20 protein-coding genes are annotated in these 23,827 nt (G+C 71.8%); 10 read left to right on the forward strand and 10 right to left on the reverse strand.

The window, feature by feature from the left end; translation table 11 throughout:
* Window positions 1–138: 138 nt before the first annotated feature.
* From AC0VYN_RS31630 to AC0VYN_RS31640, 3 genes are all read left to right on the forward strand, one after another.
* Entirely contained in the window at window positions 139–1,827 is a 1,689-nt protein-coding gene (locus tag AC0VYN_RS31630) for an LCP family protein (protein WP_475533732.1), read from the forward strand.
* A gap of 203 nt (window positions 1,828–2,030) precedes the next feature.
* Window positions 2,031–3,785: an LCP family protein gene (locus AC0VYN_RS31635; RefSeq protein WP_475537023.1), complete on the forward strand. Its 1,755-nt coding sequence runs from the start codon at window positions 2,031–2,033 to the stop codon at window positions 3,783–3,785.
* A gap of 85 nt (window positions 3,786–3,870) precedes the next feature.
* Window positions 3,871–5,505, forward strand: coding sequence for an LCP family protein (locus AC0VYN_RS31640; protein WP_475533733.1), 1,635 nt, complete (start codon window positions 3,871–3,873; stop codon window positions 5,503–5,505).
* Between the two features lie 6 nt (window positions 5,506–5,511).
* Here AC0VYN_RS31640 and AC0VYN_RS31645 read toward each other — a convergent pair whose 3' ends face one another.
* Window positions 5,512–6,558 (reverse strand): glycosyltransferase family 2 protein, encoded by a 1,047-nt coding sequence (locus tag AC0VYN_RS31645; protein ID WP_475533734.1) that lies wholly within the window; start codon window positions 6,556–6,558, stop codon window positions 5,512–5,514.
* A 139-nt stretch (window positions 6,559–6,697) separates the two neighbouring features.
* Here AC0VYN_RS31645 and AC0VYN_RS31650 point away from each other — a divergent pair, with 139 nt between their 5' ends.
* Entirely contained in the window at window positions 6,698–8,191 is a 1,494-nt protein-coding gene (locus tag AC0VYN_RS31650; protein WP_475533735.1) for an LCP family protein, read from the forward strand.
* Window positions 8,192–8,203: 12 nt separating this feature from the next.
* On the opposite strand, the gene AC0VYN_RS31655 is transcribed toward AC0VYN_RS31650, so the two are convergent.
* On the reverse strand, window positions 8,204–9,478 hold the full coding sequence (locus tag AC0VYN_RS31655; protein ID WP_475533736.1) for an LCP family protein: 1,275 nt from the start codon (window positions 9,476–9,478) through the stop codon (window positions 8,204–8,206).
* Between the two features lie 118 nt (window positions 9,479–9,596).
* On the opposite strand from AC0VYN_RS31655, the gene AC0VYN_RS31660 reads away from it, so the two are divergent.
* Window positions 9,597–10,163, forward strand: a complete 567-nt coding sequence (locus tag AC0VYN_RS31660; protein WP_475533737.1) for an acyl-CoA thioesterase — start codon at window positions 9,597–9,599, stop codon at window positions 10,161–10,163.
* Between the two features lie 67 nt (window positions 10,164–10,230).
* On the opposite strand, the gene AC0VYN_RS31665 is transcribed toward AC0VYN_RS31660, so the two are convergent.
* On the reverse strand, window positions 10,231–11,388 hold the full coding sequence (locus AC0VYN_RS31665; protein WP_475533738.1) for an acyl-CoA dehydrogenase: 1,158 nt from the start codon (window positions 11,386–11,388) through the stop codon (window positions 10,231–10,233).
* Window positions 11,389–11,570: 182 nt separating this feature from the next.
* Between AC0VYN_RS31665 and AC0VYN_RS31670 the strand changes: the two genes are divergently transcribed.
* Window positions 11,571–12,914 (forward strand): UDP-glucose dehydrogenase family protein, encoded by a 1,344-nt coding sequence (locus AC0VYN_RS31670; RefSeq protein ID WP_451686133.1) that lies wholly within the window; start codon window positions 11,571–11,573, stop codon window positions 12,912–12,914.
* Window positions 12,915–13,139: 225 nt separating this feature from the next.
* Here AC0VYN_RS31670 and AC0VYN_RS31675 read toward each other — a convergent pair whose 3' ends face one another.
* Window positions 13,140–13,646 (reverse strand): CGNR zinc finger domain-containing protein, encoded by a 507-nt coding sequence (locus AC0VYN_RS31675; RefSeq protein WP_475533739.1) that lies wholly within the window; start codon window positions 13,644–13,646, stop codon window positions 13,140–13,142.
* A gap of 92 nt (window positions 13,647–13,738) precedes the next feature.
* On the opposite strand from AC0VYN_RS31675, the gene AC0VYN_RS31680 reads away from it, so the two are divergent.
* Together AC0VYN_RS31680 and AC0VYN_RS31685 are read left to right on the forward strand one after the other, a co-directional pair.
* The gene (locus AC0VYN_RS31680) at window positions 13,739–14,110 is read left to right on the forward strand and encodes a VOC family protein (RefSeq protein WP_475537024.1); all 372 of its coding nucleotides are present in this window, start codon (window positions 13,739–13,741) and stop codon (window positions 14,108–14,110) included.
* 31 nt (window positions 14,111–14,141) lie between these two features.
* A complete protein-coding gene (locus AC0VYN_RS31685; RefSeq protein WP_475533740.1) occupies window positions 14,142–14,534 on the forward strand; it encodes a VOC family protein in 393 nt (130 codons plus the stop codon).
* Window positions 14,535–14,546: 12 nt separating this feature from the next.
* Here the strand turns inward: AC0VYN_RS31685 and AC0VYN_RS31690 are convergent, their stop codons facing one another.
* The 4 genes from AC0VYN_RS31690 to AC0VYN_RS31705 all read right to left on the reverse strand — a co-directional run bounded on the left by AC0VYN_RS31690 (window position 14,547) and on the right by AC0VYN_RS31705 (window position 18,767).
* Entirely contained in the window at window positions 14,547–15,677 is a 1,131-nt protein-coding gene (locus AC0VYN_RS31690) for a dipeptidase (protein ID WP_475533741.1), read from the reverse strand.
* A gap of 236 nt (window positions 15,678–15,913) precedes the next feature.
* Window positions 15,914–17,092: a dipeptidase gene (locus tag AC0VYN_RS31695; RefSeq protein WP_475533742.1), complete on the reverse strand. Its 1,179-nt coding sequence runs from the start codon at window positions 17,090–17,092 to the stop codon at window positions 15,914–15,916.
* Window positions 17,093–17,097: 5 nt separating this feature from the next.
* Entirely contained in the window at window positions 17,098–17,631 is a 534-nt protein-coding gene (gene purE, locus AC0VYN_RS31700) for a 5-(carboxyamino)imidazole ribonucleotide mutase (RefSeq protein WP_475533743.1), read from the reverse strand.
* Window positions 17,628–18,767, reverse strand: a complete 1,140-nt coding sequence (locus AC0VYN_RS31705) for a 5-(carboxyamino)imidazole ribonucleotide synthase (protein WP_475533744.1) — start codon at window positions 18,765–18,767, stop codon at window positions 17,628–17,630. The genes purE and AC0VYN_RS31705 overlap by 4 nt, the downstream gene beginning before the upstream one ends.
* A 161-nt stretch (window positions 18,768–18,928) precedes the next feature.
* On the opposite strand from AC0VYN_RS31705, the gene AC0VYN_RS31710 reads away from it, so the two are divergent.
* Window positions 18,929–19,498, forward strand: coding sequence for a GtrA family protein (locus tag AC0VYN_RS31710; RefSeq protein WP_475533745.1), 570 nt, complete (start codon window positions 18,929–18,931; stop codon window positions 19,496–19,498).
* Between the two features lie 69 nt (window positions 19,499–19,567).
* Here the strand turns inward: AC0VYN_RS31710 and AC0VYN_RS31715 are convergent, their stop codons facing one another.
* Window positions 19,568–21,148, reverse strand: coding sequence for an IS1182 family transposase (locus AC0VYN_RS31715; protein ID WP_475536814.1), 1,581 nt, complete (start codon window positions 21,146–21,148; stop codon window positions 19,568–19,570).
* Between the two features lie 292 nt (window positions 21,149–21,440).
* On the opposite strand from AC0VYN_RS31715, the gene AC0VYN_RS31720 reads away from it, so the two are divergent.
* Window positions 21,441–22,532, forward strand: a complete 1,092-nt coding sequence (locus tag AC0VYN_RS31720) for an IS630 family transposase (protein WP_470534466.1) — start codon at window positions 21,441–21,443, stop codon at window positions 22,530–22,532.
* Here the strand turns inward: AC0VYN_RS31720 and draK are convergent.
* Entirely contained in the window at window positions 22,529–23,800 is a 1,272-nt protein-coding gene (gene draK / locus AC0VYN_RS31725; protein ID WP_475533746.1) for a two-component system sensor histidine kinase DraK, read from the reverse strand. The genes AC0VYN_RS31720 and draK overlap by 4 nt on opposite strands.
* Between the last annotated feature and the right edge of the window lie 27 nt (window positions 23,801–23,827).

Below are 23,827 nucleotides of genomic sequence, written 5' to 3' on the forward strand. Positions count from 1 at the left end.
GGACGGCCGTGTTGCGGCCGTGGCGGAACCAATCCGTCGGGACGGCCGTACAGCCAAAAGGGCCGTCCGTACGTCCAACTGTGCGAACAGGAAGCGCCCGTGGGCACGACGGCCGGCGCGAGGGGTGGGGAGAGGAACATGACGCAGAGCGATGTGCGCGGGCAGGGGACGCGGTCCGGTGGTGCCCGGCGCGCCCGGCACGGGGGCGAGGACGGCTCCGGTGCGGGGGCGGGAGACGGCACCGGCGGGCGCGGCGGCCGGCACGGCGCGGGGCGCGGGAAGGGGCGGCGCGCGACGCGCGGGCACCGTGTGCTCAGGTGGTCCGCGTCGACGGTCGCGGTCCTGATACTCGGCACGGCCGGCGCCGGATACCTCTACTACCAGCACCTGAACGGCAACATCGAGAAGGGCGAGCGCAGCAGCGGCGACTCGAAGGCGCACAAGACCGAGCCGAACGCGGACGGTCAGACGCCCCTGAACATCCTGCTGATCGGCTCCGACAGCCGTGCCTCCGACGCGAACGTGGCGCTGGGCGGCGGCAAGGACCACCGCGACAACCCGCCGCTGGGCGATGTGCAGATGCTGATCCACCTGTCCGCGGACCGCAAGAGCGCGGCGGTGGTCAGTATCCCGCGCGACACCCGGGTCGACATCCCCAAGTGCACGGACCCGGAGACCGGCACGACGTTTCCGGCGACCAACACGATCATCAACGAGTCGCTGGGCCGAGGCGGCGCCGGCTGCACGCTGGCCACCTGGCAGAACCTCACCGGTGTCTACATCGACCACTGGATGACGATCGACTTCGCGGGCGTCGTGTCGATGGCCGACGCCGTCGGCGGGGTCGAGGTCTGCGTGAACCAGAACGTGTGGGACCGGCCGCTGCCGCGCGTGTCCGGCGGCTCGGGGCTGAAGCTGACGGCCGGCCCGCACAAGGTCAAGGGCGAGCAGGCCCTGCAGTGGCTGCGCACCCGCCACGCCTGGGGCAGTGACCTGATGAGGGCGCGGGCGCAGCACATGTACATGAACTCGATGATCCGCACCCTGAAGGGCCAGAACGTCTTCACCGACACCGGCCGGCTGATGGACCTGGCCGAGTCGGCCACGAAGTCCCTGACGGTCTCGGAGGAGGTCGGCACGGTCAAGAAGCTGTACGACCTGGGGATGCAGCTGAAGACGGTGCCGACGGACCGCATCACCATGACGACGCTGCCCACCGTCGAGGACCCCGAGGACGTGAACCACCTGCTGCCGGCCGGCGCGGACGCCGAGAAGGTCTGGGCGATGCTCCGCGACGACGTGTCCTTCGACGACAAGGGCGCGAAGACCGGCGGCAGGAAGGATGCCGGCAAGGGTGCCGGCGGCAACGGCACGGACGGCGCCGGCGGGACGCCCGCGGACCCGGCCGCCGACGACGCCGAGATCGGCGTGCTCGTGCAGAACGCCACCCGGTCCGACTCGCTCGGCCCGGTCAGCGGCCGTGCGGGCACGATCGCCGACGCGCTGGTGGAGAAGGGCTTCGACAAGGCCACGAAGGACACCTCGGGCGCACTCTCCGAGGAACGGACCGTCGTGCGCTACCCGGGCCCGGACCTGGCCGGGGACGCGCAGCGGGTCGCGGCGGCGCTGGGCATTCCGGCGAACGCGGTGCAGAAGTCCGCGGACGTCTCCGGGGTCACGGTCGTCGTCGGCTCCGACTGGCGCTCGGGCACGGCGTATCCGAAGCAGAAGACGCCGGAGGCCGGTGACCTGCCCGACAACAGCGACGCCCTCAACGGCGCCGACACCGGCAAGTGCATGGACGTCTACCGGCCCTACCGCTGGTAGGCGTTCCCGGGAATGGGGCGGAATGCCCTGTTGTAGGGAAGTCGAATTTGTCACCGGTGTCGTTCGACGCTGAACTGGGCGGATAGTGTGAGCGCTCCGGTGCCCCCGCCGCGAGGTCCGCCCTGGCGTCGTGCACTTGTTGACCCTTTACCGTGCGCCTTCCGGGAAGGCGCCGCGTGGCCCCGACGGAGGACTCGGAGACCGTGGACGCGCAAGGACGTGGGCGGGCGGACGACATCGACCCCGCAGACCAGTGGGTACTCAATCCGCGGACCGGCGAATACGAGCTGCGGATGGCATCGTCCGCGCCGCAGCCGGCCGTTCCGAAGCCCCGCGAGGGCGGACCGGGCGACGGCGCACCGGGCGGGACGGACGGCGGCCGGGGCACCGGCAGTGCGGGCCGCCGCCGTACGACGGCCCCCGGCCGTGAGGTCCCGCCCCAGCGGCGCCGCCGTCCCGCACCGGAGGAGCCGGCGGCCGGGCGGCGCGGCCGGCGGCCGGCGAAGAAGAAGTCGACGGGCAGGAAGATCCTGCTGTGGACCGGCGGCACGACGGCGTTCGTCGTCCTCGTGGCCGGTGTCGGCGGCTACCTCTACCTCAAGCACCTCGAGGGCAACGTCTCGACGACGGACGTCGGCAGCGCGGGCAGCAGCAACTTCAGCAAGGACGAGGCCTTCAACATCCTCGTCATCGGCACCGACAAGCGCACCGGTGAGGGCAACGAGGGCTACGGCGACGCCGGCAGCGTCGGGCACGCCGACACCAACATCCTGCTGCACGTGGCCAAGGACCGCTCCAACGCGACCGCGTTGAGCATCCCCCGCGACATGATCGTCGACATCCCCGACTGCCCGACCACGCAGGAGGACGGGACCGAGAAGGTCATTCCGGGCCAGCAGGGTGTGCGCTTCAACCGGAGCCTCGGCGAGAGCGGCCGGGACGCGGGCTGCACCATGCGCACGGTGAAGGAGGTGACCGGCATATCGGTCGACCACTTCATGATGGCCGACTTCAACGCGGTCAAGACGCTGACCACCGCGGTCGACGGCGTGGAGGTCTGCGTGGAGCACGCCGTCAACGACAAGAAGTCCAAACTCGTCCTGCCCGAGGGCAAGTCCAAGGTGGAGGGCGAGCAGGCCCTCGCCTTCGTCCGCACCCGGCACGCCTTCGGCAACGAGGGCGACCTGGACCGCATCAAGGTGCAGCAGCAGTTCCTGGGCTCGCTCATGCGGAAGATGTCCTCCGGCGACACCCTGACCAGCCCCACCAAGCTGGTGAAGCTCGCCGAGGCCGCCACGAAGGCGCTCACCGTGGACAAGCCCATCGGCAACGTCGGCACGCTCAAGGACATCGCCCTGGAGCTGAAGAAGGTGCCGCCGAAGAACATCACGTTCGCCACGGTGCCGGTGAAGGACAACCCCGCCGAGGAGATCAAGGCGACGGTCGTGGTGGACGAGGCGAAGGCGCCCCAGGTCTTCGACATGATCCGGAACGACATCTCGTTCACCGAGGTCAAGCAGCAGCAGAAGCAGGAGGCCGCCGCCGTCGCGGCCCGCCTCAAGGGCTCCAGGTCCGATCCTTCCGAGGTCCGCGTCCGCGTCCTCAACGGCGGCGCCGCGGGCGGCAGCGCCCAGAAGGAACTCCAGTACCTCCAGACCGAGGCCGGCGTCACCAAGTCCGAGAACGCCGGCAACGCCCCCGCCGAACTGGCGAAGACCACCCTGGAGTACGCCCCCGACCAGGCCGACCAGGCCCGCGCGCTCGCCGAGATCCTCGGCCTGTCCGGCGCGGCCATGAAACCCGGCCGGAGCGTCACCAACTCGCAGGGCCTGCCCACCATGACCCTCACCCTCGGCAAGGACTTCAAGGGCGCCGGCGTCAAGCTCAACGCCACCTCCGGAAAGGCTCCGGAGGGGGTGGAGAAGTCCACGGCCGACCAGGTGCAGTGCGCCAGTTGACCTGACGGGCCCGCCGTACGTCTCACAGGACGACCGCGGACGGAGGACGGGACCGCGGCGGCGGCAGGGGTGGGGAAGGACGCGAGTGACGCAGAGCGGTGTGCAGCAGGAGGAGGACACGCGGGAGGGTGCGTCGGACGCGCCCGGGCGTGACGAGCCGGCCGTCGAGGACGTGGACGACGGCGGCGGGGACGGCGACGGCGGTGCGGAGACCGGTGGGCGCGGGCCCCGCAGGGGACGCCGGGTGCTCCGCTGGACGGCGCTGACCCTCGCCGTGCTGCTGGCCGGCACGGCCGGCGCCGGGTACCTCTACTACGAGCACCTCAACGACAACATCCGCAAGGACACGCTGAACCTGGGCGACAGCAAGGTCGCCGCGCCGACCCCGAACGCCGCCGGCCAGACCCCGCTGAACATCCTCGTCATCGGCTCGGACGCCCGGGACAGCGAGGAGAACCAGCAACTCGGCGGCGCGCGCGAGACGTTCGGCTCCACCCCGCTGGCGGACGTGCAGATGCTGGTGCACCTCTCCGCGGACCGCAGCAACATGTCGGTCGTCAGCATGCCCCGAGACACCCTGGTGAAGATCCCGAAGTGCACCGACCCGGAGGACGGGACGGTCTACCCGGCGAGCGAGGGCCGGGTGATGACCAACCAGAGCCTCGGCCACGGCGGCCCCGGCTGCACGGTCGCCACCTGGCAGGAGCTCACCGGCATCCACATCGACCACTTCGTCATGGTCGACTTCGCGGGCGTGGTGTCGATGGCGGACGCCGTCGGCGGCGTACCGGTCTGCGTGGACGCCAACATCCACTCACGCGACGGCCAGGGCCACGGCTCCGGACTGAAGCTGGAGAAGGGCACCCACCCGGTGAAGGGCGAGCAGGCCCTCCAGTGGCTGCGCACCCGCTACGGCTTCGAGGACGGCAGCGACCTGGCCCGCGCCAAGGCCCAGCACATGTACCTCAACTCGATGGTCCGCGTGCTGCGCGAGAACGCCACGCTCGGCAGCCCGGGCCGGCTGCGCGCGCTCGCGGAGAAGGCCACCGAGGCGCTCACGGTCGACCCGGGCCTCGACACGGTCAAGAAGCTGTACGACCTCAGCGGCGAGCTGCGCACGGTCGAGCCGGAGCGCATCACCATGACCACCATGCCCAACCGGTACGTGGGCGCGCGCGTGGAGCCGACCGAGGACGCGGAGCAGCTGTTCCGGCTGGTGCGGGAGGACATCGCGCTGGACGGCAAGGACGCGAAGAAGAAGCCCGCGCCGGACCCGGAGCCGACGGCCCCCGCCGACCCGGCCGCCGCCGACGACGAGATAGCGGTGCAGGTCCGCAACGGCACCCGTACCGACAGCCTCGCGGCGGCCCGGGGACGCGCCGACACGGTCGCCGGGCTGCTGGTGGAGCAGGGCTTCGCACGGGCCGTCGCCGACCCCTCGGTGCTGCCCAGCGAGGACCGCACGGTCGTCCGCTACCCCAGCGCCGACCTGGCCGGCGACGCGCAGCGGGTCGCCGCGTCCCTGGGGATACCCGCGAGCTCGGTGCAGCGGTCGACCGAGGTCTCCGGCGTCACGCTCGTCGTGGGCGCGGACTGGCGCGAGGACACGGCGTACCGGGCGCCCGGGGCGGACGACCGGACCCCGGAGTCGGCCGAGGCCCTCAACGGCGCGGACACGAGCGCCTGCATGCACGTGAACCCGGGGTTCACCTGGTCCTGAGCGGCGTCAGCGGGCGCCGGCGGCGTCGGCGTCCGGCTGGACCGCCGGGCGCCGCGACGCGATGACCCGCTTCGCCAGGGACCGGGGGCTGGTCAGGAAGCCGAAGCCCCACGACATGTGCATGGTCGCCAGCGCCACCGGGATCCGCGCCCGCGCCTTCGGTCCGAGCCCCTTTCCGGCCGGGAGCGAGCCCGCGGCGATCGCCGCGAGGTAGGCGCCGGGCACGACGAAGCCCCACGGGGTCAGCGCGGCGCCCACCACGACGCCGGCGGCGATCGCGCACACCGCGGTCGGCGGGGCGAGGTAGCGCAGGTTGATGGAGCCGGAGTGGTAACGGGCGACGACGTGGCGCCAGCGGCCGTAGTCCTTGTACTGCTTGGCCAGCGCCCGCACCGAGGGCCGGGGCCGGTAGGACACCTTCAGCTCGGGCGAGAACCAGATCAGGCCGCCGGCCTCACGGATGCGGAAGTTCAGCTCCCAGTCCTGGGCGCGGATGAACTCCTCGTTGTACCCGCCCTGCCGCTCCAGGGCCTCGCGGCGGAACACGCCCAGGTACACCGTCTCGGCCGGGCCCGCCGCACCGCCCGTGTGGAAGGCCGCGTTGCCCACACCTATCCTCGACGTCATCGCGGCGGCGACGGCGTCCTCCCAGGCGTTCTCGCCCTCGGCGTGCATGATGCCGCCCACGTTCTGCGCGCCGGTCTCCTCCAGCAGCCGTACGGCCGTGGCGATGTAGTTCGGCGACAGCATGCCGTGGCCGTCGACGCGGACGACGACCGGATGGCGCGAGGCCTTGATCGCGGCGTTCAGCGCGGCGGGCGTACGGCCGGTGGGATTCGGCACGGTGTGGACGCGGGGGTCCTCGCGGACGAGTTCGGCGGCGATCTCTTCCGTGCGGTCCGTGGACGGACCGACGGCGATCACGACCTCCATCTCGCCGGCGTACTCCTGGGCGAGGATGGCGCGGACGGCGCCGCGCAGGTGCCGCTCCTCGTTGAGGACGGGCATGATCACGGAAACGGCGGGCGGCCGCACGTCGGACTTGGCGTTCATCGGTGCTCACGTTACCGCGAACGGGGGACACGGGTGCGCGCCGCGGGGGTCACAACCCCGGGCAGCAGATCGTATCGGCCTACGGTGCTCACGGATCCCACGTCCGGCCCCAGGTCCCGCCCCCGCGGAGGTGTCACCCTTGCCCACGCCGCCTCGCTCCCCCAGGGTCCCGGCATCGCCCCCACGGGGCGGCCCCCCGCCACAGCGCACCCGCCGCCCGCCGGGGACCGCCGTACGGCGGAAGAAGCCGCGCTGGGCCATGCGGGCGGTGACGGCGCTGTCGGTGGTGGTGCTCGCCTCCGCCGGGATCGGGCACGCGGTGCTCTCCGGGCTGGACGCGGACATCGCCCGCGTCGACGCCTTCAAGGACATGAAGAACCGTCCGCGGGGCGGGAACGGCATGAACGTCCTGCTGGTCGGCACCGACGGCCGCGAACGGATCGGCGCGGAGGAGCGGCGGAGGTACCGGCTCGGCGGCGCCCCCTGTCACTGCACCGACACGATCATGATCGTCCACATCTCGGAGGACCGGGAGCGGGCGAGCGTGGTCAGCCTGCCGCGCGACTCGTACGCCGTGACGCCCGACCACACCGACCGCAACACCGGCGAGCATCACCGGGCACACCCCGTGAAGCTCAACGCGGCCTACGCCGAGGGCGGGCCCCAGCTGACCATCCGCACCGTCGAGAACATGACCCGCGTGAAGATCGACCACTATCTGGAGGTCGACTTCACCAGCTTCATGAGGACGGTGGACGTCCTCGGCGGGGTGCGGATCTGCACCGTCCAGCCGCTCAAGGACCGTTACACCGGGCTCGACCTGCCGGCCGGCACCCACGAGCTGACCGGCGGACAGGCCCTGCAGTACGTCCGCGCCCGCCACCTCGACGGGGCATCGGACCTGAGCCGGATGAAGCGCCAGCAGCGCTTCCTGGCCGCGCTGATCGACCGGGCGACCTCCACCGGGCTCCTGCTGAATCCGCTCAAGTTCCGCGACGTCACGCGGGCGGTGCTGGGCTCGGTGCGGGCCGACAAGGGCTTCGGCACCGACGAGCTGCTGGCCCTCGGGCGGGCGATGCGGAGCTTCTCGCCGTCGTCGTCGGAGTTCACCACCGTGCCGATCGGGCAGCTGGGCTACGCCGTCGAGGGCGTCGGCTCGACCCTCAAGTGGGACCCCGCCCGGTCGGAGCGGATCTTCGGCGCGCTGCGCGAGGACAGGCCGCTGGCACCCCCCGGACGCAGGCCCGAGGGCCCGGCGCCGGTTCCGGTGCCGGTCGACCCGAAGCGGATCCGGGTCCAGGTGGAGAACGGCACGCACACCGCCGGCCTGGGCAGGCGCGTGGACGACGCGCTGGCCGCGACCGGCTTCCTCACCACCCGGGCTCCGGTGAACGCCGGCCGCACGGTCGCACGGACCGTGGTCGCCTTCGACCCCCGCTGGGACAACTCGGCGAAGTCGCTGGCCGCCGCCCTGCCCGGCAGCGAGCTCAGGCCGGTCAAGGGCCAGGGGGCGACGCTGAAGGTGATCGCGGGTGCCGACTTCCAGCAGGTGGCGAAGGTGAGGGCGGCGGACCCGCCGCGGGATTCGGGCACGGTGGTGCGCGGCGACGAGGTGGTGTGCGGGAAACCGTGACCGGCTCCGGCATCAGTTTCCGGAGACGGTGACCTTCTCGTCGTTCCTCAGCTGCTCCACCAGCCTCTTCACCTTGGCGTCGTCCCAGGTGAGGTTGCCACCGACGCTGCCGGAGACGGGCATGTTCATCGAGGTGCCGTCGCCGCCGCTGACACTCTTCATCGCCCAGAACATGCCGGCCAGGTCGAACAGGCCCATGTCCTTGTCCACGATGAGCGAGTCCAGGCCCGCGCCCATGGTCGGGTACAGCCTGAACGGGTTCAGCACGGTCGACGGGGTGGCCACCTGGCTCGCCAGGGCCGACAGGAACTTCTGCTGGTTCTTGGTGCGGTCCAGGTCGGAGCCGGGCAGCGCGTACCGGGTACGGACGAAGGCCAGGGACTCCTCGCCGTTCAGGGTCTGCTTGCCCTTCTTGAAGTCGGCGCCGGACTTCTTGTCCTTGATGTCCTGCGGGATGTCGATCTCGACGCCGCCGACCGCGTCCACGATGTTCGCGAAGCCGGCGAAGCCGATCTCCACGTAGTGGTCGATGCGCAGCCCGGTGTTGAACTCGACGGTGCGCACCAGCAGCTCGGGGCCGTCCTCCGCGTAGGCGGCGTTCAGCTTCACGTGCCGGCCGGTGCCCTCGTACTTCTTGCCGGACTCCGAGCCGACGAAGCTCGGGATCTCCACGTTCGAGTCGCGGGGCAGCGACACCAGCGTCGACCCGTTGTCCCCGGTGTGCAGGATCATCATCGAGTCGGTGCGCTTGCCCTCGGCGTTGCCGGTGTGCAGGTCCTTCATCTGGTCCTTGGTCATGCCCTCGCGGCTGTCGGACCCGACGATCAGGTAGTTCGTGCCCTCGCCCGCTCCGGGCCGGTCGATGACCTTCGACAGGTCGACGTCGCGGTTGAGCTTGGAGTCGGCCCAGAAGTAGGTCCCGACCGTGGTGACGACCAGCACGGTCACCACGGTGATCGCCGTCCACTTGATCCGGCGCCGCCAGTCGGGCGCGGACCGCGGGCCGCCCGGGCCGGGGCCGCGGCCGCCGGGGCTGCCGTAGACCTGGCCGGTGTTGTAGCCGCTGTCGTACCCGTCCTGGCCGCCGTGGCCCCGGCCGTCGACGTACGACGGCTGCTGCGGCACCCCGCCCCCGTACGGCGGGGCCGTGCCCTGGCCGGGCGGCGGCGCCGCGCCGCGGCGGACCTGACGCATCACGCGGGCGCTCTCGGGCTGTGCGCTCGCGCTGCCGCGTCCGTACCGGCCGGCGCGGTTGTCACCGGGTCGCCCCTCGGGCCAATCAGTCATGCGGACCAGTGTGCAGGTACCGGCGGTGCGGCCGACAGGGCCGTCGGAAAATAGGGGCGGCGCTGTTGCGAAGCTGACACAAAATACCCCCGTGCCGTCCCGGCATAAGGTGGAGGGCATGACAGACCAGGCAGAACAGGCCTCGGACGCGGAGTCGGTGGCATCGGAGATCCCGGGCAAGCCGACCTCGGCCTCCCGCACCACCCTCAGCCACATCATGACGCACGGCGACACCAACCTTCTGGGCACGGTGCACGGCGGCGTGATCATGAAGCTGGTCGACGACGCGGCCGGCGCGGTGGCCGGCCGGCACTCCGGCGGGCCCGCCGTCACCGCGTCCATGGACGAGATGGCGTTCCTCGAACCGGTCCGCGTCGGCGACCTCGTCCATGTGAAGGCGCAGGTCAACTGGACCGGCCGCACCTCCATGGAGGTCGGCGTGCGGGTACTGGCCGAGCGCTGGAACGAGTCGGCCCCCGCCACCCAGGTCGGCTCGGCCTACCTGGTGTTCGCCGCGGTGGACGCCGACGGCAAGCCCCGCTCGGTGCCGCCGGTGGTCCCGGAGACCGAGAAGGACAAGCGGCGCTACCAGGAGGCCCAGATCCGCCGCACCCACCGGCTGGCCCGCCGCCGCGCGATCATGGAGCTGCGGGAGCGCCGGGTGGCGGAGGGCTACGAGGACTGAGCCCCTCACCCGCACGGGAAGGGCGCCCGGGACGGTCGGTCCCGGGCGCCCTTTCGCGGTGCGGGGGTTACGGCAGGTTGCGCGCCATGACGATGCGCTGGACCTGGTTGGTGCCCTCGTAGATCTGCGTGATCTTGGCGTCGCGCATCATGCGCTCGACCGGGTAGTCACGGGTGTAGCCGTAGCCGCCGAGGAGCTGGACGGCGTCCGTGGTGACCTCCATCGCCACGTCCGAGGCGAAGCACTTGGCGGCGGCGCCCTGGAAGGTGAGGTCGCTGTCACCGCGCTCCGACTTGGCCGCGGCCGCGTAGGTGAGCTGCCGGGCGGCCTCGATCTTCATGGCCATGTCGGCGAGCATGAACTGGATGCCCTGGAAGTCGGCGATCGGCTTGCCGAACTGCTTGCGCTCCTTGACGTAGCCCTTGGCGTAGTCGAGGGCGCCCTGGGCGATGCCGAGGGCCTGGGCGGCGATGGTGATGCGGGTGTGGTCCAGCGTCTTCATCGCGGTGGCGAAGCCGGTGCCCTCCGCGCCGATCATGCGGTCGGCGGGGATGCGGACGTTGTCGAGGTAGACCTCGCGGGTCGGCGAGCCCTTGATGCCGAGCTTCTTCTCCGGGGCGCCGAAGGAGACGCCCTCGTCGGACTTCTCGACGACGAAGGCGGAGATGCCCTTGGAGCGCTTGGTGGGGTCCGTGACGGCCATCACCGTGTAGTACTCGGAGACGCCGGCGTTGGTGATCCAGCGCTTGACGCCGTTGAGCACCCAGAAGTCGCCGTCGCGGACCGCCTTGGTCTTCATGCCGGCCGCGTCGGAGCCCGCGTCGGGCTCGGAGAGGCAGTAGGAGAACATGCCGTCGCCCTTGGCGAGCGGGGTCATGTACTTCTTCTTCAGCTCCTCGGAGCCGGAGAGGATCACCGGGAGCGAGCCGAGCTTGTTCACCGCCGGTATGAGGGAGGAGCTCGCGCAGACGCGGGCCACCTCCTCGATGACGATCACCGTGGCGAGGGCGTCGGCGCCCGCGCCACCGTACTCCTCGGGGACGTGCACGGCGTGCAGGTCGTTCGCGGTCAGGGCGTCGAGGGCCTCCTGCGGGAAGCGGGCCTCCTCGTCCACCGCGGCGGCGTGCGGCGCGATCTTCGCCTCGGCCAGCGAGCGGACGGCGTCGCGGAGCATGTCGTGCTCCTCGGACGGGCGGTACAGGTCGAAGTCAGCCGATCCGGCCAAGGTCTCTCACGCTCCAAAACACTGTGATGCTGGGCACGCTAACTACCGTTAAGTAACTCAAATTTTAGAACGCCGCCCGCGTCGCTGGATAGGTGAGGTTGACGACAGCCGGCCGGGGCCTCCGCCCCGTGCCCCGGATATGCTCGGGCGCGCACCTCAGCCGTACACCTCTGGAGCACCTCATGGCCCTCAAGATCACCGTGATCGGCACCGGCTACCTCGGCGCGACCCATGCGGCGGCCATGGCCGAGCTCGGTTTCGAGGTGCTGGGCCTGGACGTGGTGCCCGAGAAGATCGAGATGCTCCAGCGGGGCGAGGTCCCGATGTACGAGCCGGGTCTCGAGGAACTGTTGCGCGCGCATGTCGCGGGCATCGAGGGGTCCAGCGGGCGGCTGCGCTTCACCACCGACTTCGCGGAGGTCGCGGCCTTCGGCGACGTGCACTTCCTGTGCGTGAACACGCCGCAGAAGCACGGCGAGTACGCCTGTGACATGTCCTACGTCGAGTCCGCGCTGGCCTCGCTCGCGCCGCATCTGCGCGGCCCCGCCCTGGTCGTCGGCAAGTCGACGGTGCCGGTGGGCAGCGCCGACCGGCTGGCCGGCTACCTCGCCGAGCACGCGCCGGCGGGCGGCGACGCCGAGCTGGCGTGGAACCCGGAGTTCCTGCGCGAGGGCTTCGCCGTGCAGGACACCCTGCGCCCGGACCGGATCGTGGTGGGCGTGCGCAGCGAGCGGGCCGAGAAGCTGCTGCGTGAGGTGTACGCCACGCCGGTCAACGAGGGCTCGCCGTTCGTCGTCACCGACTTCCCGACGGCCGAGCTGGTGAAGACCGCGGCGAACTCCTTCCTGGCCACCAAGATCTCCTTCATCAACGCGATGGCGGAGGTCTGCGAGGCCGCCGACGGCGACGTCGCCAAGCTGGCGGAGGCCATCGGGCACGACGACCGGATCGGCAGGAAGTTCCTGCGGGCCGGGATCGGCTTCGGCGGCGGCTGCCTGCCGAAGGACATCCGGGCGTTCATGGCGCGCGCCGGTGAGCTCGGTGCCGACCAGGCGCTGACGTTCCTGCGCGAGATCGACTCGATCAACATGCGCCAGCGCGGCCAGATGGTCGAGCTGGCCCGGCAGGCGCTGGGCGGCGGCCCGTTCCTGGGCAAGCGGGTCGCGGTGCTCGGTGCCACCTTCAAGCCCGACTCGGACGACGTACGGGACTCGCCCGCGCTGAACGTCGCCGGGCAGATCCACCTCCAGGGCGGCCAGGTGACGGTGTACGACCCGAAGGGCATGGAGAACGCCAGGCGGCTGTTCCCGACGCTCGGTTACGCGGACTCGGCACTGGAGGCGGTGCGGGGCGCCGACGTCGTGCTGCACCTGACGGAGTGGCGGGAGTTCCGCGAGCTGGACCCGGAGTCGCTGGGCGAGGCCGCGGCGGCACGGGTGATCCTCGACGGCCGCAACGCCCTGGACCCGGAGGCCTGGCGGCGGGCCGGCTGGACCTACCGGGCGATGGGCCGGCCGACCGCGTAGGGGGTGTCTGACAAATGAGCGCGGGAGAAGGAGCGGCGTCCGGTGCGTGCGATCGCAAGGCGCCGGAGCGCCCTCGTGGCGGAGCCACGTGGGCGGTTCGGCAACGCGGCGAGCGTGCGTACCGGGCGTCGCGACGCCGCGGGCATGTGTCAGACACCCCCTAGGCCCTGCCGTCCCGGCGCGCGTCCCGCCGGCCCGCGCACCGGCCGGTGAACCCCGGGGCCGTCACGCCTCCTTGGCGCGGTACCGGCGCATCTTGGCGCGCGCCCCGCACACCTGCATCGAGCACCAGCGCCCGCGTCCGGCCGGGCTGCGGTCGTAGTAGGCCCAGTGGCAGTCGGCGGCCTCGCACGCCTTGAGGCGGCTCCAGGTGCCCGCGACCAGTGCCCCGGCGACGGCCGTGGCGACGCGGGCGAGCAGGGATCCGCCGCGGGCCGGGGCGAGGGCGGCGGAGCCGTCGGCCGTGTCGACCGTCACGACCAGCGGGGCCCCCGCCAGCAGTCCGCCGAGCGGCGCGACCGCGCGGTGCGGCGGGTGGCCGGCGTGCGCGAGCAGGGCGGCGCGCAGCGACTCGCGCAGATCGCGCGCGGCCGGCACCTCCTCCTCCGTCAGGCCGAACCGGGCCCGGCCCTCCGGCGTGCCCAGCGAGTCGGCGCCCGTCTCCAGGTCCAGCGTGTTCACCAGGGCCTCGACCAGCTCCAGGCCCCCCGGTGCGGGCGATCTCTCACTCATGCTTGCGACGTTACCGCCAATGGGGCAGCATGCAGTAACCGTTACTGGTTACCCGCGTCATGCTGGTAACCGCGGACTTCGAGGAGGAAGTCATGGCCGTGGCCGAACTGGGCGCCGTCGTCCTGGACTGTCCCGACCCCCGGGCGCTGGCCCGCTTCTACGCCGGCGTGCTGGGCGGCACCGTCGAGGAACAGGACGACGGCCAGGACGAGTGGATCGACCTGAGGCTGCCCGGCGGGAAGGCACTGGCGTTCCAGGCCGCCCCCGAGTACGTGCCGCCGAAGTGGCCCGGGCCCGACGGCTCCCAGCAGTTCCACCTCGACCTCACCGTGGCGGACCTGGACGCGGCCGAGAAGGCCGTACTTGAGCTCGGTGCACGCCCGCTGGACGCCGAGGACCGGACCCGCACGTTCCGCGTTTACGCCGACCCCGCCGGGCACCCGTTCTGCCTCTGTGCCTGCTGACACCACCTCACATCACCGGGAGGAACCCCCCATGGCACCCGTGGCACGTTTCCGTTCCGTCGTCGTCGACTGTCCCGAGCCCCGCGAACTGGCCCGCTTCTACGCGCAGGTGGCGGGCGGCACCCCCGACGAGCAGGACCCGGACTGGGTCGTTCTCCAGATGCCCGGCGGGCCGCGGCTGTCCTTCCAGCGGGCACCGGGTCTCACCCCGCCGGAGTGGCCGCGCTCCGACCGCAACGCCCAGCAGTTCCACCTCGACCTCGACGGCGGGGCGACCTGGGAGGAGATGGACGCGGCGCACGAGAAGGTGCTCGCGCTGGGCGCCCGGCCGCTGGACCTGGAGGACCGGGAGAAGAAGGGCTTCATGGTGTACGCCGATCCGGCGGGGCATCCGTTCTGCCTGTGCCGGATCGAGCACGGCTGACCCCGGCGGCGCTCAGCCGTCGAGCTCGGCGATCGTCGCCGTCGACGGCTGGCGCCGCAGCTGCGCCGCGCGGGCGGCGAAGGCCGCGCCCCGCAGCACGCGTTGTACGTTGCCCCAGGTCAGCAGGGCGACGTCCGCCTCGTCCCAGCCCCGGCGCAGCAGCTCGGCGACCAGACGGGGGTAGCAGGAGGCGTCGCCGAGCTCCAGCGGATGGGTGCCGCCGGCGTCGTAGGTGCCGGACAGGCCGACGCTCCGCGGGCCGGCGACCCGGCGGACGTGGTCCAGGTGGTCGGCGACGTCGCGGACGGCCGGGCCCGTCTGCTCCGCGGCCAGCGGCACCATGCACAGGCCCTGGGCCGCGCCGAGCTCGGCGAGCAGGTCGTCGGGGAGGTTGGCCGGGTGCGGGCGCAGGGCCAGGGCGGCGGAACGGGTGCACAGCACGGGCGCCTTGGAGACGGCGAGCACACGGCGGACGGTCCCCGCACCGGCCCCCGAGAGGTCGGCGACGACGCCGAGCCGGTTCATCTCGCGGACGACCTCCTCGCCGAAGCGGCTCAGGCCGGCCTCGCCCGCCCAGGAGGCGCCGGTGAGCGTGAGCACCCGCAGACCGAGGGCGTGCAGGGAGCGCAGGATGCCGAGGCTGCCGCCGAGCGCGGCGGCTCCGGCGGGGCCCGGCAGCACGGCGACCCGGCCGCAGTTGCGGGCGTCGATGATCTGCCCGGCGTCGTACGCCAGCCGGAGGCCCTCGGGATGGGCCCGGACGACCGTCCTGGCCAGGTCGAGCTGCTCCAGGGCGGCGCCGACGGCCCGGTCGCCGTCGGCGCCCCCGGGCAGGTGCAGCGACCAGAACAGCGCGCCGACGTGCCCCGCGCGCAGCCGGGGCACGTCGGCGTGGACGCCACTCTCGCCGAGTTCCAGGTCGTAGAAGGGCAGATGCCCGAGCGCCCGGGGCAGGCCGCAGTAGCCGTCGGCGACGGGGTGGGCGGCCAGCACGGCGTGGGCCCGGGTCAGGGGCTCGTCGTCGGGGTCGGAGACGGGCGCGTAGGGCTCGGGCGGGAAGGCCTCGTCGGGCACCGGCACGGACAGGTCGTCGAGCTCGCCGGCCTCCGCACCGGTGTGCAGGTCGTCCTGGAGGTCTGCCATGGCGTGCTCCGTACGGTCGTCGTGCGTTACGGCCACCGTCACACGCGGCAGGTGGGGCTTCCTGGTGGGCGCGGCGTCCGGGGTAACGGCGCCGGGGCCCGCGCTCAGCCGCGGGCCGCGTCGGCCGGGCGCCGCGTCGGCCGGGCGCCGCGGCCGCGGCTCGGACCACCGCTCTCCACGTGCGTGGGCGGGGCGACCGGACGCTCCGGTCGCCCCGCCCACGCAGCGGGGACGGCTCAGCCGTCCAGGTCCTCCAGCGTCGCGTTGGACGGCCCCCGCGTCGCCTGAAGCCCGCGGGCGACGTCCTCGGCGGCGCCCAGCACCCGTACCGCGTTCTTCCAGGTCAGCTTGGTCAGGTCGGACCGGGACCAGCCCCGGTCCAGCAGCTCGGCGACGAGGTTCGGGTAGCCCGAGACGTCGTCGAGGCCGGCCGGCGTGAAGGGCGTGCCGTCGTAGTCGCCGCCGATGCCGAGGTGGTCGATGCCGGCGGCCTCGCGCATGTGGTCGAGGTGGTCGGCGACCGTGGACACCGTGGCGACCGGGCGCGGGGTGCGCTCCTCGAAGGCCGCGTGGACCCTCATCGCCTCCGGGCTCGTGTCCAGGTGGTGGAAGCCGTGCGCGCGCATGTTCTCGTCGGCGGCGGCCGTCCAGTCCACGGCGGCCTGGAGCACGAACTTCGGCACGAAGGTCACCATCGCCATGCCGCCGTTGGCGGGCAGCCGCTCCAGCACGTCGTCCGGGATGTTGCGCGGGTGGTCGCAGACGGCCCGGGCGGAGGAGTGCGAGAAGATCACCGGCGCGGTGGAGGCGTCCAGCGCGTCCCGCATCGTCGTCGCCGCGACATGCGAGAGGTCGACCAGCATGCCCTCGCGGTTCATCTCCCGCACGACCTCGCGGCCGAAGGCCGACAGGCCGCCGACGCCGGGCTCGTCGGTCGCCGAGTCCGCCCACGCCACGTTGTCGTTGTGGGTGAGGGTCAGGTAGCGCACACCGAGCGCGTACAGCGCCCGGAGCGTGGCGAGGGAGTTGTCGATGGAGTGGCCGCCCTCGGCGCCCATCAGCGACGCGATCCGGCCCTCGGCGCGGGCCGCCTCCATGTCGGCGGCGGTCAGCGCGGCGCGCAGGTCCTTGGGGTGGCGGTCGATGAGCTGCCGTACGCAGTCGATCTGCTCCAGCGTCGCCGTCACCGCGCCCGGCAGGTCCGAGCGGACGTACACCGACCAGTACTGCGCGCCGACGCCGCCGGCCCGCAGCCGGGCGAGGTCGGTGTGCAGGTGGGCGGACTGGTCCTCGGCGATGTCACGGGTGTCGAGGTCGTAGCGCACCTGCTCGCGCAGGGCCCAGGGCAGGTCGTTGTGACCATCGACGACGGGGAACTCCCGCAGCAGCTCCCGGGCCCGGTCCAGCGAGGTCATCCGCGTCACTTCCCGAAGCCGAAGGCGGCCGCCGAGCCCGCGACCTTGTTGCGCAGCCGCTTGCCCTTCTCGGTCGCCTGGTCGTTGAGGTCCTGCTGGAACTCGCGCATCCGGGCGAGCAGCTCCTCGTCGTGGGCGGCGAGGATGCGGGCGGCCAGGAGGCCGGCGTTGCGGGCGCCGCCGACGGAGACGGTGGCGACGGGGACGCCGGCCGGCATCTGCACGATGGACAGGAGGCTGTCCATGCCGTCCAGGTACTTCAGCGGCACGGGGACGCCGATGACCGGCAGCGGGCTGACCGAGGCGAGCATGCCGGGCAGGTGGGCGGCGCCGCCCGCGCCCGCGATGATCGCCTTGAGTCCGCGGCCGGCGGCCTGCTCGCCGTACGCGATCATCTCGCGCGGCATGCGGTGCGCGGAGACGACGTCGACCTCGTAGGGGATCTCGAACTCGTCGAGCGCCTTGGCGGCGGCCTCCATGACGGGCCAGTCGGAGTCCGACCCCATGACGATGCCCACGACCGGGCTGACCGGGCTCATTCGGTGATCGTCCCTCTCAGGTAGCCGGCAGCGTGACGGGCGCGCTCCAGCACGTCGTCCAGGTCGTCGCCGTAGGTGTTGACGTGGCCGACCTTGCGGCCGGGCTTCACGTCCTTGCCGTACATGTGGATCTTGAGCTGGGGGTCGCGGGCCATGCAGTGCAGGTACGCGGAGTACATGTCCGGGTAGTCGCCGCCGAGGACGTTGACCATGACCGTCCACGGTGCGCGCGGGCGGGGGTCGCCCAGCGGCAGGTCGAGGACGGCGCGGACGTGGTTGGCGAACTGCGAGGTGATCGCGCCGTCCATCGTCCAGTGTCCGGAGTTGTGCGGGCGCATCGCCAGCTCGTTGACGAGGACGCGGCCGTCGCGGGTCTGGAACAGCTCGACGGCGAGGTGGCCGACGACGCCGAGTTCCTTGGCGATGCCGAGGGCCATCTCCTCGGCCCGCAGCGCCAGGTCCCGGTCCAGGTCGGGGGCGGGCGCGATCACCGTGTCGCACACGCCGTTCACCTGCTGGGACTCGACGACGGGGTAGGCCACCGCCTGGCCGTGCGGGGAGCGGACGACGTTGGCGGCCAGCTCGCGGACGAAGTCGACCTTCTCCTCCGCCAGCACGGGCACGCCGGCGCGGAAGGGCTCGGCGGCCTCCTCGGCGGAGTCGACGACCCACACGCCCTTGCCGTCGTAGCCGCCGCGGACCGTCTTGAGGACGACCGGGAACCCGTCGCCCTCCGCCGCGAAGGCGGCCACGTCGGCCGGATCGCTCACGATCCGGTGCCGCGGACAGGGCACGCCGATCGCGTCGAGCTTGGCGCGCATCACCCCCTTGTCCTGGGCGTGGACCAGCGCGTCGGGCCCGGGGCGCACGGGGATGCCGTCCGCCTCCAGAGCCCGTAGGTGCTCGGTCGGTACGTGTTCGTGATCGAACGTGATCACGTCGCACCCCTTCGCGAACGCGCGCAGCGTGTCGAGGTCGCGATAGTCGCCCACGACGACATCGCTGACGACCTGCGCCGCGGAATCCTGCGGGGTGTCACTGAGGAGCTTGAACCTGATGCCCAACGGGATGCCCGACTCGTGTGTCATACGAGCGAGCTGGCCTCCGCCGACCATGCCGACTACCGGAAACGTCACGCCCCTAGCGTATCGGCCGCCCGGAGCCCACCGGATTCCCGGCCGTTTCCCGGCCCTCCCCCGGCCCTCTCGCCGTGCGATACCGGCTCCCGCAGGAAGATGCGTGCCCGGCTGGTTAGCATGACTGGATCGACACCGACCGGACGGGGGCCTGCACGACCATGGGACATGGTTCCTCGGGTGCCCCCGCGGCGCCCCCGGTGCCCGGGGCGCCCCGCGGCGGCCTGCGGAACCGGCTCGACCGGCTGGTCCGCGAGGCCCTGAAGTTCGGGGCGGTGGGCGGCGCGGGCGTGCTGGTCAACCTGCTCGTCTTCAACCTGGTCCGGCACGTGACCGACCTCCAGGTCGTGCGGGCGAGCATCGTCGCCACCGTCGTCGCGATCGTCTTCAACTACCTGGGCTTCCGCTACTTCACCTACCGGGACCGCGACAAGAGCGGCCGCACCCGCGAGATGTCGCTGTTCCTGCTGTTCAGCGCGGTCGGCCTGGTGATCGAGAACGGTGTGCTCTTCACGGCGACGTACGGCTTCGGCTGGGACAGCCCGCTGCAGAGCAACATCTTCAAGTTCCTCGGCATCGGCCTCGGCACGCTGTTCCGCTTCTGGTCGTACCGCAGCTGGGTCTTCCGCACGCTGCCCGCCTCCGGGCACGCGACGCAGGAGGGCTCCTTCGGGGAGCCCGGGCACCCGGCGGCGGTCCGCGAGACCGACGGCGCCCCGGCCCGCCGCTGACGGCGCCTAGAAGACTCATGAAGATCTTGGTGAGGGGCTGTCCGGCCGTAGGCCGGGCGGCCCCTTGGTCTATGCGGTTGCTGGGTTGATCGTCCAGGTGCTGCCTGTTCGGGTGAGTCCGAGGTTGATCAGTCGGCGGAGGTTGAGGGCTGCTGCTCGGGTGTGTAGCCAGGTGTTGTTGGCGATGGTGCCGCGATAGCGCAGGCGGCGGTTACCGTGCTGGACGAGCCAGGCGACGGCGCGTTCGACCGGGGGTCTCCAGCGCCTGTAGTGGGCTTGCCAGTCGGGGTCGGTGGCGGCCTGGTCGCGGGCGGCTGCCTGGAGGTCGTGGTGCGGGCGGATGGTCAGGATGCGTCCGGCCTTGGCCTTGGTGCACCGCTCGCGCAGGGGACATCCGGAGCACAGGTCCTTGAAAGCGGCCTTGCGCTGCTGGTGCTGTCCTCCGGACTCGGAGAGGGGAACGGTGTGTCCGGCCGGGCAGGTCACGGTGGCGGCGGTGGTGTCGATAGCGAAGTCGTCGGGGGTGAAGCCGCCGGGGACGGCCGGCCGCAGCGGGGCCGGTTTGAGGAACAGCCGGTGACCTTGCTGCTGAAGGGTGTGGCGGACGTCGCTGGTGGAGTAGGCGGTGTCGCCGAAGAGATCGAGGGCAGTGTCCTCGTCGGCGAGCAGGTCCAGGCCCACCTTGGCCTCGTGGTGCTCGGGCCCGGCCCCGGGTGTGAGGGCGACGGCGGTGTATAACCCCGTCTCCGGCTCGATCGCGAGGTGGGCTTTGTATCCGTCCTGCCGGCGGGTGCGGCTCTTGTGGACGTGCCGGGACTGAGGATCGACGGTGGAGACGGTCCGGTCGTAGGCGGTGCCGCGGGTGATGCGCCAGCGGCCGTCGCGGCCGTCGGAGTCCTCGGCCGGCTCCACGTCCTGCCCGGCGACCAGGGCCAGCAGGCCGACCGCGTTCGCGGCCCTCTCGCCCAGTTCCTGCTCGGGAAGGTGGCCCAGCAGCCTGAGCGCGTCGCCGACGAGGGCGTCGACGAGAGCGGCGCGGGCCTGTTCGTCATTCCAGGCGATGCGGGGTTTGCCGGGATCGGTGTAGTCATGGGCGGTGCACTGCACGGCCGCGACCCGGTCGGCGCCGGGGACTTCGCGGATCACCGCGCGGACGGCGGCGATCAGCTGGGTGACGGTGTCCTGGGTGGCGACCGCGTCGTCCAGCACGGTGGAGTCCAGAGCCCGCCGGTGCTTGCCCTTGAGGACCCCGGTGGCCTTGACCACCTCCCGCACCGCCTCGAAGACGCGGTCGGGCCGGGCGGAGCGGGAAAGGCGGCGCCGGAAGTAGGCCAGCAGCGAGGGGTCGAACGCCATGTCATGCAGACCGAGCCCGCAAGCGGCCTTCCACCGCAGGTCACACCGCAGCTCCTGGACCGTCTCGAAGTCCGACAGCCCGTGCAGGGCCTGCAGTGTGATCGCCGAGGCGAGGATCTGCGGCGGCATACTCGGCCGCCCGTTCGCCGAGGGGTACATGTCCGCGAACATCTCCGCCGGGAACAGCGCACCACGGTGCTCGGCCAGGAACGCGAACACACTCCCGGCCGGGATCAACTCCCGGCAGGTCTCCCACACATCCGGCCCGACCGTCTCCCCGGCCCATTCCCCCATCACCACGAAACGAGTCTGGCCCCGCCGCTCACGCGGCGGGGCCAGAACCCCAAGATCTTCATGAGCCTTCTAGGGCCTGTCGTTTGGATCATGCCGGTGTCGCGGGGTGTGGCACGCACATCTGCCGCGTTGTCGTCGGTTGCCAGGGCTCCGCCCTGGCGCCCTCCTCCGCCTTGCAGCTGCACGCACCACACCCCGCTCGGGCCGGCCCGGACGCACCGTCCGTCCCAGCCGGCCTGATCCAAACGACAGACCCTAGTGACCTGAGTCGGAGATTCGTCGTTGGTTGGGTATGAGTCGTCCGGGTCCGAAGATTCCGCCGTTGTCGGTCACTGATGCCCAACGCGATGTGCTGGAGGGCTGGGTGCGTCGTCGCTCGACAGCCCAGTCCCTGGCTCAGCGCTCAAGGATCATTCTGGCGTGCGCCGAGGGGCACTCGATCATGGAAGTGTCACGCCGGCTCGGTGTCACCGCGGACATGGTCCGCACCTGGCGGCGGCGCTTTTTGGAACGTGGTCTGGACGGCTTGTCCGACGAGCCGCGGCCCGGTGTCCCGCGGAAGATCACCGACGCGGACGTCGAGCGGGTCATCGTCAAAACGCTGGAGGAGAAGCCGAAGAACGCCACCCACTGGTCGACCCGGTCGATGGCGGCAGCCACGGGCATGTCGCAGTCGACGGTCTCGCGGATCTGGCGGGCGTTCGCGCTGGCCCCGCACCGGTCACAGACGTTCAAGCTTTCCACCGACCCTTTGTTCATCGACAAGGTCCGTGACGTGGTGGGTCTGTATCTGGATCCGCCGGAGAAAGCCCTGGTCCTGTGTGTGGACGAGAAGTCGCAGATCCAGGCCCTGGACCGGTCCCAGCCCGTGCTGCCGATGGTTCCCGGGGTCCCCGAACGCCGCAGCCACGACTACGTCCGGGCCGGCACCACCACCCTGTTCGCGGCCCTCGAAGTCGCCACCGGCAAGGTCATCGGCTCCCTCCACCGACGGCACCGGGCCGTCGAGTTCAAAAAGTTCCTCACCAAGCTGGACAAGGAAGTACCCGCCGAACTCGACGTGCACCTGATCCTGGACAACTACGTCACCCACAAGACGCCCGCCATCAAACAGTGGCTGCTGGCGCATCCCCGCTTCCACCTGCACTTCACGCCGACGAGTTCGTCCTGGCTGAATCTGGTGGAGCGGTGGTTCGCCGAGCTCACGCAGAAGAAGCTCAAGCGCGGTGTCCACCGCTCCGTCCAGGCCCTCGAACGCGACATCCGAGCATGGCTCGCCGACTGGAACGACAACCCACGGCCGTTCGTCTGGACGAAGACCGCCGACGAGATCCTCGACAAAGTCGCCGCCTACTGCCGACGAATCTCTGACTCAGGTCACTAGCGCACCGTCACGCCCTCGTCCGGCGACGACTTCTTCGGCGGCGTCCGCGACAGGAACAGGCCGAAGACCGGGGGCCTGGACTGGAGGAGCTCCAGGCGGCCGCCGTCCGCCTCGGCCAGGTCCCGGGCGACGGCCAGGCCGATGCCCGTCGAGTTGCGCCCGCTGATCGTGCGCTCGAAGATCCGCGCCCCCAGGTCGGCCGGGACGCCGGCTCCCTCGTCGGTGACCTCGACGACCGCCTGGTTGCCCGTGACCCGGGTGCGCAGGGCCACCGTGCCGCCGCCGTGCATCAGGGAGTTCTCGATCAGCGCGGCCAGCACCTGCGCCACCGCGCCCGGCGTGCCCACGGCCGTCAGATGCCGCTTGCCGGAGCTGACGATCGCCCGCCCGGAGCTGCGGTAGGCGGGGCGCCACTCGGCGATCTGCTGCTGGATGACATCGTCCAGCTCGAAGGTGACGGCGGAGCCGCTGCGCGGGTCGCGGGAGTTCGTCAGCAGCCGGTCCACGACGTCCGTCAGCCGCTCCACCTGCGACAGCGCGATCGTCGCCTCCTCCTTCACCGTCTCCGGCTCGTCGGTGAGGGTGATCTCCTCCAGCCGCATCGACAGCGCCGTCAGCGGCGTGCGGAGCTGGTGGGAGGCGTCGGCGGCCAGGCGGCGTTCGGCGGTCAGCATCCGGGCGATGCGCTCGGCGGAGGAGTCCAGCACGTCCGCGACGCGGTCCAGCTCGGGGACGCCGTAGCGCTTGTGCCGGGGGCGCGGATCGCCGGAGCCGAGGCGTTCGGCGGTCTCGGCGAGGTCGGTGAGCGGGGACGCGAGGCGGTTGGCCTGGCGGATCGCCAGCAGCACCGCGGCGATCACCGCGAGCAGCGCCACCAGGCCGATGATCAGCAGGGTCCGGCCGACCTCCCGGGTCACCGAGGAGCGCGGTTCCTCCACGAGGACCGTCTCGCCCTCCTCGCCGGTGGCCTTGCCGCGGATGACGTCGCCCTCCGGCTTGCCGCCGACCTCGATGACCGGCCTGCCGGGGATGCGGATCACGGCGTACCGGGCGTCGGCGACCTGCTCGCGCAGGAAGCCCGCGTCCACGGACCCGGTGCCGAGCAGCCGGCTGTCCACGATGCTGGCCAGCCGCACCGCCTCCAGGTCCACGCGTTCCTGGGCGGTGCTGCTGATCGTCCGGGCCTCGACGATGACCAGGGAGACGCCGAAGACGGCGATCACGACGAGCACCACGGCGAGCGTGGACTGGATCAGTCGGCGGCGCATGTTCCCCTACGTACCCGCGTACGGCCC

This window comes from Streptomyces sp. 63XJN7_1_ISO-PGPR-S23-121 (assembly GCF_056173025.1).